Origin of the sequence: Brenneria izadpanahii (assembly GCF_017569925.1) — a bacterium.
Classification (GTDB): Bacteria; Pseudomonadota; Gammaproteobacteria; order Enterobacterales; family Enterobacteriaceae; genus Brenneria; species Brenneria izadpanahii.
The window spans coordinates 5,301,483-5,317,629 of record NZ_CP050854.1; the positions used below are offsets into that span (position 1 = coordinate 5,301,483).

General features: G+C 56.6%; 13 protein-coding genes. 6 read left to right on the forward strand and 7 right to left on the reverse strand.

Translation table 11 applies throughout. The features are described 5' to 3' along the window. Positions 1-40 precede the first annotated feature (40 nt). The 5 genes from HC231_RS23665 (at position 41) to HC231_RS23685 (ending at position 4,522) form a co-directional block, all read left to right on the forward strand. A complete protein-coding gene (locus HC231_RS23665) occupies positions 41-1,006 on the forward strand; it encodes an FAD:protein FMN transferase (protein WP_208229137.1) in 966 nt (321 codons plus the stop codon). A gap of 331 nt (positions 1,007-1,337) precedes the next feature. After that, positions 1,338-1,880: an MFS transporter gene (locus HC231_RS23670; protein ID WP_208229138.1), complete on the forward strand. Its 543-nt coding sequence runs from the start codon at positions 1,338-1,340 to the stop codon at positions 1,878-1,880. A gap of 30 nt (positions 1,881-1,910) precedes the next feature. Next, a complete protein-coding gene (locus HC231_RS23675; protein ID WP_208229139.1) occupies positions 1,911-2,648 on the forward strand; it encodes an SDR family oxidoreductase in 738 nt (245 codons plus the stop codon). Positions 2,649-2,863: 215 nt separating this feature from the next. Continuing rightward, the gene (locus HC231_RS23680; protein ID WP_208229140.1) at positions 2,864-3,778 is read left to right on the forward strand and encodes a LysR family transcriptional regulator; all 915 of its coding nucleotides are present in this window, start codon (positions 2,864-2,866) and stop codon (positions 3,776-3,778) included. A gap of 339 nt (positions 3,779-4,117) precedes the next feature. After that, positions 4,118-4,522, forward strand: a complete 405-nt coding sequence (locus HC231_RS23685) for a RidA family protein (RefSeq protein ID WP_208229141.1) — start codon at positions 4,118-4,120, stop codon at positions 4,520-4,522. Between the two features lie 78 nt (positions 4,523-4,600). Here the strand turns inward: HC231_RS23685 and HC231_RS23690 are convergent, their stop codons facing one another. Next, entirely contained in the window at positions 4,601-5,431 is an 831-nt protein-coding gene (locus HC231_RS23690) for an SDR family oxidoreductase (protein WP_208229142.1), read from the reverse strand. A 111-nt stretch (positions 5,432-5,542) separates the two neighbouring features. On the opposite strand from HC231_RS23690, the gene HC231_RS23695 reads away from it, so the two are divergent. Then, on the forward strand, positions 5,543-6,499 hold the full coding sequence (locus HC231_RS23695; protein WP_208229143.1) for a LysR family transcriptional regulator: 957 nt from the start codon (positions 5,543-5,545) through the stop codon (positions 6,497-6,499). A 525-nt stretch (positions 6,500-7,024) separates the two neighbouring features. On the opposite strand, the gene HC231_RS23700 is transcribed toward HC231_RS23695, so the two are convergent. The 6 genes from HC231_RS23700 to HC231_RS23725 all read right to left on the reverse strand — a co-directional run bounded on the left by HC231_RS23700 (position 7,025) and on the right by HC231_RS23725 (position 16,101). After that, positions 7,025-8,479: a Fic family protein gene (locus HC231_RS23700; protein WP_208229144.1), complete on the reverse strand. Its 1,455-nt coding sequence runs from the start codon at positions 8,477-8,479 to the stop codon at positions 7,025-7,027. A gap of 235 nt (positions 8,480-8,714) precedes the next feature. After that, entirely contained in the window at positions 8,715-11,909 is a 3,195-nt protein-coding gene (locus tag HC231_RS23705; RefSeq protein ID WP_208229145.1) for a type I restriction endonuclease subunit R, read from the reverse strand. Continuing rightward, positions 11,909-12,583 carry a hypothetical protein gene (locus HC231_RS23710; protein ID WP_208229146.1) on the reverse strand — a complete coding sequence of 225 codons (675 nt, stop codon included), beginning with the start codon at positions 12,581-12,583 and terminating at the stop codon, positions 11,909-11,911. The genes HC231_RS23705 and HC231_RS23710 overlap by 1 nt, the downstream gene beginning before the upstream one ends. Continuing rightward, positions 12,583-13,323 (reverse strand): abortive infection family protein, encoded by a 741-nt coding sequence (locus HC231_RS23715; protein ID WP_208229147.1) that lies wholly within the window; start codon positions 13,321-13,323, stop codon positions 12,583-12,585. Before HC231_RS23715 ends, HC231_RS23710 begins: the two co-directional genes overlap by 1 nt. Further along, the gene (locus HC231_RS23720) at positions 13,320-14,576 is read right to left on the reverse strand and encodes a restriction endonuclease subunit S (protein ID WP_208229148.1); all 1,257 of its coding nucleotides are present in this window, start codon (positions 14,574-14,576) and stop codon (positions 13,320-13,322) included. Before HC231_RS23720 ends, HC231_RS23715 begins: the two co-directional genes overlap by 4 nt. Next, positions 14,566-16,101, reverse strand: coding sequence for a class I SAM-dependent DNA methyltransferase (locus HC231_RS23725; protein WP_246494870.1), 1,536 nt, complete (start codon positions 16,099-16,101; stop codon positions 14,566-14,568). Before HC231_RS23725 ends, HC231_RS23720 begins: the two co-directional genes overlap by 11 nt. Positions 16,102-16,147: the final 46 nt, after the last annotated feature.

Below are 16,147 nucleotides of genomic sequence, written 5' to 3' on the forward strand. Positions count from 1 at the left end.
CTCAGGACCGATGAATTCCATAATTTTCAGGTGACTCGCTATGCCGTCGGACTCTCAGGTTTATGCTTATTCCGCTGTTTTGATGGGTTCCCCCATTCTTCTTAAGCTGTTTGAGCATGATGAGAGTCTGGCTTCACTGGTATTCAGGCTGATAAAACAGCAGGAGAACCGGTTAACCGTTAACCGGGCGCATTCCGAAGTGATGGATGTTAACCATGCGGCGGGCGAACATCCGGTGGCGGTTAGCCCGTTGGTGTTTAATCTGATCAAGCGCGCCAAAGCGGTCAGCCTGTTGGACGATAGCTGTTTTAACTTCGCTATCGGCCCGCTGGTTAAACGCTGGAAGATCGGCTTCCACGGCGACAGCGTTCCCCCCGCCGATGAATTGCGGGCTTTGTTGGCGCTGACGGATCCCAGAGACGTGATCCTCAATGAACAGGATGGTTCGGTGTTCCTGAAAAAGGCCGGAATGGAGATCGATCTGGGGGCGATAGCCAAAGGATACATCGCCGATCTGGTCAGGGATTTTCTGCGCCAGCGGCAGATTCGCCATGGTTTGATCAATCTTGGCGGCAATGTACAAACGCTCGGCGTGCCGCAAAACAGCGGGTTGGACTCCTGGACGGTCGGTCTGAAAAAGCCGTTTTCCAATCCTGAAGCGCTGATTGGCGTTATTAATGTAAAAAATAAGTCGGTCGTCACATCCGGTATTTACGAACGTTACTTCGAGCTGGACGGCCGCTGCTATCACCACATCCTCGACCCGAAAACCGGCTACCCGCGGGATAACGAACTGCTAAGCATCACGATTATTTCCGACGACTCCATCGACGGCGATATCTATACCACGCTGCTCTACGGCATGGGCGTGGAAAACGGCCTCGCCTATCTGTCCGGGCTTCCTCATATTGAAGCCATCTTCGTCACCAGAGACCGGCAGGTCATTCTTTCTTCGCAGCGCCAGTTCGCCTTTACCTTATTGGATAACGGTTATCACATGGCGTAATCGTCCGGCCGCGGGCTGATATTCCGCCGCCTGCCGCCGCTAGTCCGTCATCCCTGTGATGATGGGACTTTCCCCGCTTTTCCCAGTTGATAGAAATCGACGGCTTCATCGTATTCGCGCTTTCCCGTATTCATCAGGGCGCTGCGAATGAACTGGAAGCCGTTTTTTATCAATACCTGACCAGAAGCAGGATTTCGCTGGAGATGACTACCGCCGATTGCTGATAGATTTAATGGCGCAAATCATGTTTTCCAGGCTTAGGGGGCCTAAACCGGCAGTTCCTCAAGATAACGTTTTAGCGCCGCCTCGGCAACGAGGAAAGGCATTATCGATGGTGATGGGCGGGATTACCGTCGCGACCATCATTGGCGTACCGCTGGGAATCTGGCTGGGCCACTATGGCGGCTTTCGTCTGGCGTTTGGTTTTGTCGCCGTTTTGGGGCTAGTGGCGATAATGGGGTTGGCGCTCTGGCTTCCGGCCTTGCGCATGCCTTCCGCTATTGATTTTAAGGAAAGAATACAATCCCTGCTTATTCCCGGCGTACCGGGGATATTGGCGGTGACGGCCTTGGCTATGACCGCCGGTTTCACGGTTTACATCTATATGGGGCCGCAGCTTGCCAGCACTCTGCATGCCGATGAGAACACATTGGGCATGGTGCTGATGGTATTCGGCATCGCCGGGACGCCGGGTAATATGCTAAGCGGCTGGCTGTTTGCCGCGAATCGATTGTGCGAAATGACGCACGCCCCGTTCGAAGTCAGCCCGCTTATCGTATACGGCGTCTTCCATTATCATTTTATACGGATACCGAGCCTAACTTTCGCCTACGAGCTGAAAAGCGCGGTCATCGGCTCCTGGCGTTCTCCATAGGTCCGTTTTATCTTCGACAAAGGAGCAATTATGAGTACTAACGAGAAGAAAGTCGCCATCGTTACGGGCGCTTCGCGGGGGATCGGGCGGGCCGCGGCTGAGCGGCTCGCCAGGGACGGGTTCGCCGTCATCATCAACTATGCCAGCAGCGAGAGCGCAGCCAGTGAGGCGGTGAATGCCATTGCGGCTGCCGGCGGCGACGTGAAGGCTTTCAAAGCGGACGTCGCAAATGAGGCGCAGGTCGGGGCGCTCTTCGACTTCGCCGAGCAGGAATTCGGCGGCGTGGACGTCACCGTGAACTGCGCGGGCATCATGATTACCAAAGCCGTCGTCGATTTCACCGTGGAAGAGTTCGACCGGATGCACGCCATCAACGTTCGCGGAACCTTCCTCGTATCGCGCGAAGCGGCTCGGCGGATGCGCGCGGGAGGCGCCATCATCAACATTTCAACGGCGGCCGAACGCCAGGCGATGCCGGCTTATGGTCCCTATGCCATGTCGAAGGGCGCGGTCGAGGGTCTGAACCTTATCCTCGCCCGCGAACTCAAAGGCCGCGATATCACCGTCAACACGGTCGGCCCCGGTCCTGTGGCTACCGAGCTGTTCCTCAATGGCAAGGATGAGGCGCTTGTCGAGCGGATCGCCAGTTTCAATCCTTTTAATCGGATTGGGCAGCCGCCTGAGATTGCTGAAGTGATCTCGTTCCTCGCTGGTCCCGCCCGCTGGATCAATGGACAGACGATCTATGTGAACGGCGGCATGAACTGATCCTCGCTTCCCGGACTCAATTGCGGTCTTGGATCTCGCCACTTCATCCCGCGCCTGGCGGGATTCGTTCACTCTGATTGTACGGGCAGCCGTACAGCCTATTCGATTTGGGCTGTATTGTCGGATATATTGCCGCATGATAGATTGAAAAATGCCCTAAAGCGGTAAGCGTGAGTTCCCGGACTGGACGGGAGACGAGACTTTCGGTGGCGATCATGAAATCAGTACCAAATCTCAAAGACGCGAGCGATCTCATCGCCGTCGTGGAAGCCGGCGGCTTCCGGGGCGCCGCTCTGGTGCGGCACTCAAGCGCTTCTTCCCTCAGTGATTCGATCCGCCGGCTGGAAGCCGACCTTGGAATACGATTGCTCAATCGCACCACCCGGAGCGTCACGCCAACCGAGGCCGGCGCCAGGCTGATCGAACGTTTGAAGCCGGCATTCTCAGAGATCGAAGCGGCCTTCAACGATCTAAAGGACGATGCCAACCGCCCGCTAGGCACGCTAAAGCTAAACGTGCCCGTTCCCATTGCCCGCCATGTTCTGCCCGGCATCGCCACGGGATTTCTCGAACGGTTTCCCTGCATCCGCCTGGATGTCGTCATGGAGAATGACTTCAGCGATGTGATCGGTCGTGGGTTCGACGCCGGTGTCCGCTATGAGGAGCGAATCGCCAAGGATATGATCGCCGTCCCCATCGGGCCAAGGCGTCAGCGCTTTGTTGCCGCGGCGTCGACGTCCTATATCGAAACGTTCGGCTTGCCCGATCACCCACGGACATTGCTGGTCGAGCATCGTCTCATCGGTAACCGATTTCCCAGCGGAGCCATATGGCCCTGGGTGTTCGAGCGTGATGGCGAGCTGCTGCGCATTATGCCGGACGGCCCTCTGATTTCCAGTTCCATCGATCTTCAACTCGCTTGCGCCGTCTCCGGCGCGGGCATCATCTATACCTTCGAGGATTTTTTGCGTCCGCATCTTGAATCCGGAGAGCTGACGCCGCTGCTAGAGGAGTGGTGGCAGGAATTCGATGGCCCTTACCTGTATTACCCTAGCCGGCGGCACATGCCATCGCCTTTGCGAGCCTTCGTTGACTATATCAAAGAGCTGAACGCCGAGGAGAAATCGTAAGCGCCGACAACCGCGTCCCATTAGGCGGCCAGGCTGCCCGGTCGCGAGGACGATCAAATGCCGATTTCTCTATGAGCCAATCTGCGAGTAGGCGCGCGCGCTGTTCTCCATCTCGTACGGGCTGTCCGCGACTGTCCGGCTAATCATGGATCAATTTCGGTGCTAACATCGCTGATGTCAGCACATCAGGAGAATGACGACAGCCTAAACTCCACCTCGGAAGCTAAAAGCTATCGGTACATTCTCCCGACATTATCGCCTTGATTTTTTTCGCCAACATTCTGATTTTTCTGCCTGGTCGCTATCCCGATCCGAGCACGCAAAAAGAGAGGCCCAGCCATGACAGTATCCCGTGATGCCGTATTTCCCGCCGGGCGACAAGCCCTGTACGAACGCAACCGTTATTCACCCGCCGTCCGTTCGAACGGCTTTCTTTTCGTCTCGGGCCAAGTCGGCAGCCGGGATGATGGTTCGCCGGAGCCCGAGTTGGAAGCGCAGATCCGGCGCGCCTTCGATAACCTGAACTCGGTGCTTGAGGCCGGCGGTTGCACTTTCGATGACGTAGTCGATGTCACCGTGTTTCTTGTTGATCCTCAGTCCACGCTCGACACCGTCTGGAAGGTGCTGCCGGAGTTCTGGGGCGATGCGCCATACCCAGCCCTGACGGGGGTCGGCGTCACATGGCTTTATGGCTTTCAATTCGAGATCAAGGTGGTCGCGCGCCTGCCTGAAGGTACGAAATAAGCCAGTCTGACTCTTCTGCGCTACTTAAAGGTCCAGGAGCGACTGTGGGATGCGGTCCTCCTCCATCACCGCGCTCATTTATCGATCCAATTCCACCGAATACGCGATATCCTTCTGCGCGTCGAGAGCCGCAAGCCGCTGCTGGAGCGCCGCATGGATATTGTCGAAGGCGGATGCTCCGAGCGTCAGACGCAACGGCGTCGTCCCCGTATCGATCATTTCGATCATCCGATCTACCACTTTGTCCGCATCGCCGGTGACGGCGAACGCGCCCGAATCAATGCCGCGCAGCACGTCGCCGGCAGGCGTGCCGTCGTAGACCGGCGGCGTGACGGGACGAACCAGGCCGGCCTTGAAATTGGTGGCGGTCGGCCCCGGTTCCACGAGGGTGAAGGTGATGCCGAAGGGTTCCAGCTCCTTGGCCATCGCCTCGACGAAGCCTTCGATCCCCCATTTGGTGGCGTGGTAGAGGCTGAACCCTGGATAGGCGATCTGCCCCCCTTCCGAGGAGATTTGCAACACGCGCCCTCCGCCCTGATTGCGCAAGTGCGCGATCGCGGCGCGGATGAGCGTGATGGAACCGATGAGGTTGGTATCGATGATTTGGCGGATTTGTTCATCAGGCACGGCTTCCGCCGGACCGAGGATGCCATAACCGGCATTGGACACGATGACATCGATGCGGCCGAGAGCGGCAAAGGCGCGATCGGTCACGGTACGCACCGCGTCCGCATCGGTCACGTCGAGCTTGGCGACCCACAGCCTGTCACCGTAAGTCGCGACGAGATCGTCGAGTGCATCAAGGCGGCGCACCGTGGCGGCCACTCGATCGCCGCGGGCGAGCAGACGTTCGGTGAGAAGGCGGCCGAGGCCGGCCGATGTTCCGGTAATGAACCAGGTTTTACTCATGACGGACTCCAAAATGAGAAATAAAGTGGGTGACAGGATTAGATCATAGGGTCATATCATTGTTACGATAAGAGTGAATAAACCGCATGGGTTGGTGTATAAAAACTACCAATGAGCAAACCGACGCTATCTGATCTCAAAGCCTTCATGGCGGTCGCCGAGCACCGCAGCTTTCGGCGTGCCGCCGATTTGCTGGGGATCGCCCGCCCCTCCGTGAGCCATACCATTCAGAATCTGGAAAATAGCCTGGGAGTTCGCCTGTTTCACCGGACGACGCGCAGCGTGTCCCTGACCGAAGCAGGGAAGCGCCTGCTAGGCCGCCTCGATCCGCTGATGCGCGATCTTGATGCGGCGTTGGAAGAAGTCACCGGCGAACAAGGGAATTTGCAAGGCCAACTGCGCATCAACGGCAACGATGCCGCGATCGGTCTGCTGCTGCGCACGGTGGTGCCGGAATTTCTGGCGCGCTACCCCGGCGTCGAGTTGGATCTCGTCGCCGAGGGACGCCTGGTGGACATTGTTGAGCAGGGGTTCGACGCGGGCATCCGCTTGCGCGAAACCGTGCCCAAGGACATGGTGGCGATCCCTCTAGGGCCGGACATCCGCTTTCTGGCGGTGGCCTCGCCACGCTACCTGGCCGCACGGCCCGCACCGGAAGTGCCCGATGCGCTTACCCAGCACCAGTGCATTCGGCAGCGTCTGCCCAGCGGCAAGCGCTATCGCTGGGAATTCAGCAAGCGGGGACAGATGATGGAGATCGACGTGCCCGGTACGCTGACGCTCGACAGCAACCCGTTGATGCTGGAAGCCGCCATCAAGGGTCTTGGCATCGCCTACATGCCGGAACCCTATGCCCGCGCCGCGCTGGATGATGGGCGTCTGGTGAGCGTGCTGGAAGATTGGTGTCCCCGGATACCGGGGCTGTCGCTGTATTTCCCCGGCAATCGCCACGTTCCGGCGACCCTGCGGGCCTTGATCGATACGATCCAAGCGCTGCGCCATCAATTCGACGACCTGGCTCCGTCGATGCCTCTACGCAAATCTTCGCCCGCCGTCAAGCCACGCTGAGACGTGCGGCGTGTCACGCAGGCCTGCGCGTATTCGGCGCAATTTGCCGTCTCGTCTGGCTGGCATGCCTGGCCGAAGGCATGCCGAATATCCGGGCATAGTCGCGACTGAATTGAGAAGGGCTTTCATCACCGACCAGAAAGCCAGCGCTGAGCGCTGGCGGCATCCGCGGCATCGCTCACCATCAGCATAACAATCAGCTATACGGGATCGGTGGAAGTAAGTGGACGCTTACAGACTCAGCGTTCGATGCAGAAGCTGGAATTTTGTTTTATCTGTTTGATTTATCATTATGTTTGTTGGTGCGTTTTTGTGCGATGGGCACATTTATGGACACAAAAAACATATTATGGATAACACATTGAATTTAAATAGCAATATGATATTCCTATCACTATTGATTACGCTATCTGCCCCAGTGCAAGTGCGTTTAACTCAGAATGGGCGTTCTGCCTGGCAGAACAGTATTGGCTCAGTAATGATATGAACCGTTCATTAGTGGGTCGGTTCGATTAAATGACCATCTCATTCACGATCTCCTCCTGAATTCTGCTGTGCCAACCAGCTCTTACCCGCCGATGTAAGCCGATACCTTTGTCGACTGCTTCTGGGTTTGTCCGGAATCGTCATTTCTATGAATCCGCCCGCCAGCGCTGGGAGAAGATAGGTATTGCGGAAGTGATCTTCATGCTTCAATCCCAGAGCGGCCTGGATGTCAGACCGCTTCATTTCCCCTTGCATTACCATCAGTAACCGCAACACTTCCCCGGTGACTTCCCCGGTGACTTCCCCGGTGACTTCCCCGGTGACTTCCCCGGTGACTGCCTCTGTCAGTGGTCGCCGGATAACCACACGGAACTGGTTAGCCGCTACATCGTCGATAAGATCGATAGCTGGCCAATCCTGCAATGCGCGGGGAATACCGGTGCCCAGGCCGCGGTAGGGCAGGATATGTACGGCATGCTCGGTTAGCGTGGGATTACGCCGGTTAGTGGCACCGCGACGAATGGCCTCGGTGCTCAGGCTGTCGGGCAGGTGGCCGGGACTGATGATTTCTACCCGATCGGCGAATACCATCAGACGGATAGACGCGCTGGTGAAGTAGTCTCGGTGAATCAACGCATTGACCAACAACTCTTCCAGCGCCTGTTCCGGAATTTCCAGTTGCCCTAGCGTATTAAAGCCTCGTCCGGCCTGTACATGGCGCAGGTTGCGGCGAATAAAGGCAAAGCTGCGCTGGTATTGCTCCAGCAATGTGCCACCGATGTCTTCGCTGTCCAGATAGCGGGTATCGTGCAGCGCTGTACCGGGGAAAGCGACGGCTTTGACTTCGAAAGCGGGCCGCCAGCGCTGCGGTTGGTGACCAAATAACAACAATCCGGTCAGATTTAGCTCGCGGCCATCGCTCAGGCTGAGGTTTTGCAGGAGTTGTTCCAACGGTTGACTGGCAAACTCCACATCCTGACCGTAGCGGCGATTGAAATAGTCATGGAAAGCCTTGCTATTGATATCTGTTGGCGACGTACCGGCTATTGGCACCACATCTGCGTAGACCAAGCCGGCAAGTTGGAACATGCGCTGCATCTCTTCGCGAGCTGTCACATGGCGCTTATCCGCTCCCTGTTTGACCCAAATACGGCCCTGGTGGTCCACATAGGGTTTGGCAAGGCCATCGGGCACGCTGATAACCATTACGATGCCGTTGGCCGTCTGCACATTTTCAGTGAGAGGATGCACAGGCGGGCGCGTGTGCTGCGAAGCGGCATTGCTTAGCAACTGATTCAGACGTCGTACGGCGCCAGCATCCAACCCCACCACCGAGCCATCATCCGCTACACCGATAAACAACTGGCCGCCGCCACTGTTGGAAAAAGCCGCCAACTCAGCGGCCATACTGTCAGCGTTGGTGGCGTCGCATTTGAACTGGTGGCGGCTGTCTTCGCCGATAGCCAGTTGGTGCAGGAGTTCGGCTTCGGTCATTGGCAACATAGTCCTTATTTGGTGAACAATTCGCTGGTGCTGCGAATTTACCGGTGGATGTCGAGATCAGAAAAATGATCTTGTCCAGTAATAATAACTGGCTTGGCAGCCAACGAAAATAATGGCGGACAGATTGTAGAAATCCATCGCCAGGTGCTCTTTTCGTTTGCCTCCTGTAGAGCTATCCGGAATTTCCGGATAGTTGCCTCAGACGCGAGCTTATGACTGGTGAAGATCAGGAATTGGGCATGCTCCACATAGCCGACAGTGCTTCAGCTTGTTGCAACACCGTCTGCACCGCTGCGTCCTGTAAATCTGGCGGGTAACCGTATTTACGCAGGATGCGCTTGACCAGCACACGCATTCGCGCCCGTGCTGAATCGCGGCGTGCCCAATCCACTGAAATGTTGCCCTTCAGGCTCACTAGCAATTCGTGAGCAATCACCTTGAGCTTGTCATCGCCGATCACTTGCACTGCCGAGTCGTTCTCAGCCAGTGCATCGTAGAAAGCGATTTCATCCGCGCTCAGGCCTTGCTCCTCGCCCCGCGCACGCGCAGCGCGGATGTCCTTGGCGATCTGAATCAGTTCCTGCAACACCTCGGCGGTGGTAATGGCATTGGCATGGTAGCGCGCAATCGCATCTTCCAACCGTTCTGAGAATGCCTTGGTCTGCACGATGTTGCTCTTGCTGCGCGAGCGGATGCCGTCATTGACGAGTTTGCGCAATGCCTCCAGCGCCAGGTTTTTCTTCTCCATCTGCTGCACTTCAGCGAGGAACTCGTCAGACAGTATGGAAATGTCCGGCGATTGGATGCCGGCCGCCTTGAGTATGTCTACGATCTCGGTGGAGACCACCGCCCGGCTGACGATCTGTCGGATGGCTAGGTCGCGCTCCTGTGTGCTGATGCCCGACCCTGTGGCGCTTTTGACCAATGCCTCGCGGATAGCCTGGAAGAAGCCGACTTCCTCGCGAATAGCGCGTGCCTCATCCGAGGCGGAAGCCAGGGCATAGGCCGTGGACAAGGCGAGGACCGCATCCTGGTAACGACGTTGTGCGTTCTTTTTGCCTTCGTCGGTAGTTTCTGTCGCGGCCCATTGCTGCTGCTTATCCAGAATCCACTCAATGGCGCCAGCCATCATCACCAAACGCTGCTGTGGTGTGCCGCCCAAAGCGGTGAGATAGTCGAAGCCATGGTACATGTCGCGTACCACCTCGTACTTCTCCCGCATCTGTGCGGCGGCCTGTCCCTCGTCGATACCAGTATTTTCTTTGTCCCGTGGTGAATACTGCGCCAGTGCGGATTTCAGGTTTTGGGCAATACCGATGTAGTCGACAATCAAGCCGGCAGGCTTATCACGAAACACGCGGTTGACCCTTGCGATGGCCTGCATCAAACCGTGACCCTTCATCGGTTTGTCTACATACATGGTATGCATGGATGGTGCGTCGAAGCCAGTCAGCCACATGTCGCGTACGATCACCATCTTCAGCGGATCGTCAGGGTCTTTCGCTCGCCTGGCCAACAGATCGCGCCGGGCTTTGTTGCCAATATGCGGTTGCCACTCCGGCGGATCGCTGGCCGCGCCGGTCATCACGATCTTGACAGCTCCCAACGTATCGTCAGCGTTATGCCAGTCAGGGCGAAGTTTGATGATTTCCTTGTACAGATCAACGCAGATTTCGCGGCTCATGCACACCACCATCGCCTTGCCATCCAGCGCAGCGACCCGCTCCTCGAAGTGTGTCACCAAGTCTTGTGCCACCAAGGCCAGTCGCTTCTGGCTGCCGACCAGCCGTTCAACGGCGGCAGCTCGCCCCTTGAACTTTTCTTTTTCATCCGAGCCTTCGTTCTCCAACAGGGCCTCGACCTCGGCATCCAGCTTGGGCTTCTCGTCTTCATCCAGTTCAATACGAGCCAGCCGCGATTCGTAATAGATCGGTACTGTTGCCCCATCTTCGACTGCACGACTGATATCGTAGATGTCGATGTAATTGCCAAACAACGCCGGGGTGTTCACGTCAGTGGCTTCGATGGGCGTACCGGTGAAGCCGATGAAAGAGGCATTGGGCAGCGCATCGCGCATGTATTTAGCAAAGCCATAGGAGACTTCGCCAGTCTTCCTATCCACCTTGGCCTTCAACCCATATTGGCTGCGGTGCGCTTCGTCGGCTATGACCACCACATTGCTGCGTTCGGTCAGCGGTTCGCTCACTTCACCGAACTTCTGCAAAGTGGTGAAGATCACGCCCCCGGAAGCACGTGCGAGCAACTTCTGCAAATCCTCACGGCTCTCGGCCTGCACCGGCGTTTGCCGGATCAAGTCCTTGCACATAGAGAAGGTGGCGAACAACTGGTCATCCAGGTCATTACGGTCGGTGAGCACTACCAGTGTCGGGTTCTTCATCTCCGAATGCTGTACCAAACGACCGGCGTAAAAGGCCATCAGCAGGCTCTTGCCACTGCCCTGAGTGTGCCAGATCACGCCTGCGCGTCGGTCGCCATGTGCCTGTGTCTCCACGCTGGGCAATCCGTAGTGTCCAGGCTCTTCGTGCACACTTTGACTTGAGCTGGAGGCTCGGATGGTGGATTCGATGGCATGGTTGACCGCGTGATATTGGTGATAACCAGCAATGATCTTGACCAATCCGCGCCCAGTCTCTCCGAAAGCAGTGAACCAACGCAGCAGGTCGAGCAGGCGTCGAGGTTCGAACACACCTTCTATCAGTGTCGGCAGCTCGGGTTGGCCTTTGGGCAACACGTCCTTGCCGTCGGTAGTACGCCATGGCATGAAACGTTCCAGATCGGCCGACAGCGAGCCAACCCGTGCCGCTATGCCATCGGAGGTGACCAGCACGGCATTCGTGTGAAATAGCGCGGCTATTTGCTGCTTATAGGTCTGCAGCTGATTGAACGCACCCACCAGGTTCGCACCCGCGCTGCCGGGCGCTTTCAACTCGATCACCGCCAGTGGCAGACCGTTGACGAACAACACCACGTCCGGTCTGCGCTTGTATTGACCACTGATGACCACGAACTGCTGAACGGCAAGCCAGTCGTTGCTCTCGGGCCGCTCGAAGTCGAGCAGCAATACCTTGCCTGCTGTGAGTACGCCGTCGTCTGCGTAGTATTCGACATCCACACCTTCGATCAGTAGCTTGTGGATGCGGCGGTTTTCTTCCAGCAGGTTTGGTAGTTCGCTCTGGGTGAGCTTGCGGATGGCGTCCGCCCTCGCCTCCGGCGGCAACTGCGGATTAAGCCGTAATACAGCGTCCTCCAGTCGCGTTTTCAGAATGACGACATCATGACTTTCACGCTCCGACGCGCTGCCGTCCGGGCCGATGGTGTTATCCGAGGTAATGGCATAGCCCAACCTGCGTAGTTGTTCGAGCATGGCTTGCTCGACTGCGGATTCGGATAGAAATGCCATCAGCTCTGCTCCTCATCGGAAGGTGGTTGTCGTGCCGGAACGACTTTCCTTATGTGCTCCTCAATTGAGGTTGCATCAACAAATCGAATCTGTGCGTCAGCGGTTTTAGCCAATGTGCCCATGTGCTTCTTGATGTCAGTCAGCGCATCAGAGATCTTGGCAATGGATGGCTTTTCGACAAGCCCCGGGAGTCCGGCATAAGCCGAGACATCCAAAAGGTATTTTTCATTGTGTATCTTCTTTTCCCCAGCAGCACGCCAGCTAACCTTGACGTAAAAAGGCTTGAGTTGCCGGCTGACGTTCGCATCTTTGGGCCTAAACAGATCGAACCCGATGGCAAAGGTAAAGCTGAATTTCTCACCCTGGCCAATCATGGTCAGCGCTGGGCGCTCTTCGGCGTGCTTGAACAGAATGTGATAATTCTCGAAATCACCGGCTTCACGCTCGAACGAATAGCAGACATCCAAGGCTGGGCCCGAGCCCACATTGGAAAGTGCGAGTTGCAAGGCTCCATTACCGTCTGGATGTGGCTCAAAATGGGCAACGACCTGCGGCAAACTGCCCGCTTTTCGCAGCGCGCGGTTTTCGCGCAGCAGTGCATAAGTGAATGCTGTATAGATCAGGGTGGAAAACCCACCCACCGCGGTTCCGATTACTGCCCAGTCCCAGGCCATCAGGGTTCTCCTTGTTCCGCGTCTTGCTCCGCTATAGGAGCATCACGTGCGGCGTTTAATGCTTCGATATAAGCATCACGATCAAGCTGGTAGAGCAAACGGCTAACGGAAACATTGAGGGGAAAGGAATCATTGCCAGGCAGAAGAATACGAAACTCAGGATTGCCGTCATCATCCATCACCAGTTCCAACCCGACATGAGCGTCAATCAGCTGGTTGAATTCCTCAAACCGCTCCCATGGCTCACGCGAATTGACCGGGTCTCGCTGCGCTTCCAGATAGGCTTGGTGCAGAAACATCACAAGCGCATCCGCTGATAAGACTGCTGAGCGGCGATGATGGATGGACAGTTTGGCAAGAAATCCATCCCGCCCATGACTCACTGGCCCAGATTCGTTCCGTAGATCGCCCAATGCTGTTGTCAGTTTGTGATGTTGCGATACCAGCTTGAGAAATTTGTTGTTCTGGTTTTCTCCAAGCTTCAGCACGCGTACTGCAGCGCTGACCCACTCACCGAAATCCGGAGCCGTGGCTTTCGGCTTGACGGGTTGGGTAGGTGAATCCAGTTCATCCACGATGATGCGGCAGAAAACTTCGACGATGGATTTCGCGCAGTCGATGCACGCATCGTTATCCTGATCCAATGTGCGCTCCAGTACCTCGAAGGTTTGCTGCAACATCGGCGCATCACGCCAATACACGCAAGCCTCACGGATGCCGGGGCACCAGTCCAGACTCATGTTATTTCTCCGTGGAAGCGCTTTGCATCCTTGACGCGAAGCTCGCCTGAAATCAGCCTGGGAAGCAGGGTGTCGCGAAGTTGGGCGAGGGTGTGGGACTGGCGTTCGTTCTTTGCGATTTTTTCCAGAAATGGCCAAACGCACTGTGCAAACTTAGCAATGGTTCCTTCATCTGCGATAACGACGCGCGTTGCTGCGACGACTTCGGCGCGTACGGCTGGATATGCTCCACCGTCGGCAAGATTCGCCAAGGCTTCAATATTGTCCGGCGCAACTGCGGCAAGATACACAAGGGCTGCGTATTCGTCGCACTTTGGACGAAGCACCGCAAAGCCCGTACTGCCGGTTAAGCCATCTTCGTCTATGAGTGCGTAGGAACCATTGCCGGGCCGCACCGTACCGACAATCGTGTCGTTCGGTCGCAGCACGCGCTGAGCGCGGCTTGGCGCATCTTCTACCGCATACGGCGTGACACGCTCGATACGTCCCCACTTCGTGTTCGACAAATCGACATAGCGGACTTCATCGGGCCTCGTCTGCTTTGTCCACGTCTCAGGGTTAAGTACAGCCAAATCCGTAAGCGCCCCAACACGCCACCCCTTCGGAATCAAACCCAGTTCTGATTCCTGCATGTCTTCTAGCGGTACACCATCAAAATCCACGAACCGGGACTTGAACAAGGCTCGGGCCATCGCTTCCAGCGTCTGGTTCATGCGCTGGTTCAGTTCAATTCTGTCATCCAATGTGCCAAGTACGTGTGCAATGGCACGCTGCTCCCTAAGGGACGGTGTTGGTATTTCGAGTCTTGCCAAGTCGTGGCCAGTAATTCCGGCTACTGCCACTTGCCGGCGGATCGTATCCAATGCATGAAAACCGCTTGGCGAATTGAAAAAATAATAAAGATATAGCGAATCTGCTTTTGATTTGTCCGGGCGTGCTCGAATAATTGATGATTCGAATGTTGTCGTTTCGTCGAGTTCGAGCACGATGCTGCACTTCCCAGCGCCTTCCGCTGTGAGAGAACGGCGTGCAAAAATTAAGTCGCCCTCAGCGAGAAGAAATCGACGTTTCTCTGATTCGTTCAATTCGACCCGCTTCATCGGAACTGAGCACAATCTTGGATAAGCGAATAGCTCGCCCATATTCACAATCTTTGCTCCGCGACCGTGAAATTCCTTAGTTTTGTAGATGCCGTTTCGAACAGGCTCCGAAAGTAGTTTCTCGAAAGACGTTTTTTGCAATTCACCCGCCATAGCCAAGCTCCGACAGGTTGGCGTCGATGAGTGCATCAAGTTTCGCCGCTTCCGATTGCTGTTTGCACCACTGCGCTGCGAGGCGCTGCATCTTTTCATCGAATGGTTCGCCATCGGCCGTCTGCGCCATAGCGCCGACGTAGCGCCCCGGTGTGAGCACATGACCGTGTTTGCGAACGTCAGCAAGCGACGCAGATTTGCAGTAGCCGGGTACATCGGCGTATACGCCCACATGCTTTTCGCCCCGCCATGCATGGTAGGTCTCTGCAATCCTGGAAATTTCGTCTTCGGTCAACTCTCGCCGGGTACGGTCAACAAGCACGCCCATGTTGCGTGCGTCGATAAATAGGATTTCTCCGCGACGGTCGCGCAGCTTGCTGTTCTTCACCAGCCCATTGCTGCGATCCTTGGCCAGTATCCACAGGCATGCCGGAATCTGCGTGGAGTAGAACAACTGCCCCGGTAGAGCAACCATGCAATCCACCGCGCCGGCTTCGATCATCTCCTTGCGGATTTCGCCCTCGCCGCTCTGCTGGCTGCTCATGGAGCCATTCGCCAGCACCACACCGGCAAAGCCGTGCGGCGCAAGGTGGTGGAAGATGTGCTGCAACCATGCATAGTTGGCATTGCCCACCGGCGGCGGGCCAAACTTCCAACGCACGTCATCGCGCAGGCGCTCGCCGCCCCAGTCGGAAATGTTGAACGGAGGGTTGGCGAGGATGAAGTCGGCCTTCAGGTCGCGTAGTTCGTCCTTGTGGAAGCTGCCCTCATTGTTCCAGCGGATGTCGCTGTCGATGCCGCGTACGGCAAGGTTCATCTTGCACAGGCGCCAGGTGGTGTAGTTGCTTTCTTGGCCATAGATGGCGATATCGCCGATACGCCCGCCATGCTCGTTCACAAACTTCTCGCTTTGTACGAACATACCGCCGCTGCCGCAGCATGGGTCGTACACGCGACCTTTGTACGGCTCGATCATTTCCACCAGGGTGCGCACCACGCTGCGCGGCGTATAGAACTCGCCGCCGCGCTTTCCTTCGGCACCAGCGAACTGTCCGAGGAAGTACTCGTACACGCGCCCCAGCACGTCCTTGGATTTGTCGCCCCTCTCGTTCAGCGCGATGCCGGAAATCAGATCAATCAGTTCCCCCAGCATCACCTTGTTGAGGGCAGGCCGAGCGTAGTCCTTAGGCAGCACGCCTTTCAGGGATTCGTTGTCCTTCTCGATGGCGCGCATTGCGTCGTCGATCAGCGTCCCTATGCTCGATTGCTTGGCGTTGGCCTGTAGGTGAGACCAGCGCGCTTCCTTGGGCACCCAGAAGATGTTGTCGGCAAGGTATTCGTCCTTGTCCTCCGCTGCCAGCGGATCTTCGTCCTGCAACTCAGCGTGGCGAGCCTCAAATGCATCCGAGATGTACTTGAGGAAGATCAGACCGAGCGCGACGTGCTTGTAATCGCTGGGCTCCATGTTGCCGCGCAACTTATCGGCGGTTTTCCACAGCTTGTCGGCGTAGTCGATTTCGGACACGGGTGTCTGACTCGAAGCGGCTGGTGTGGCTTTGGGTTGTGCAGAC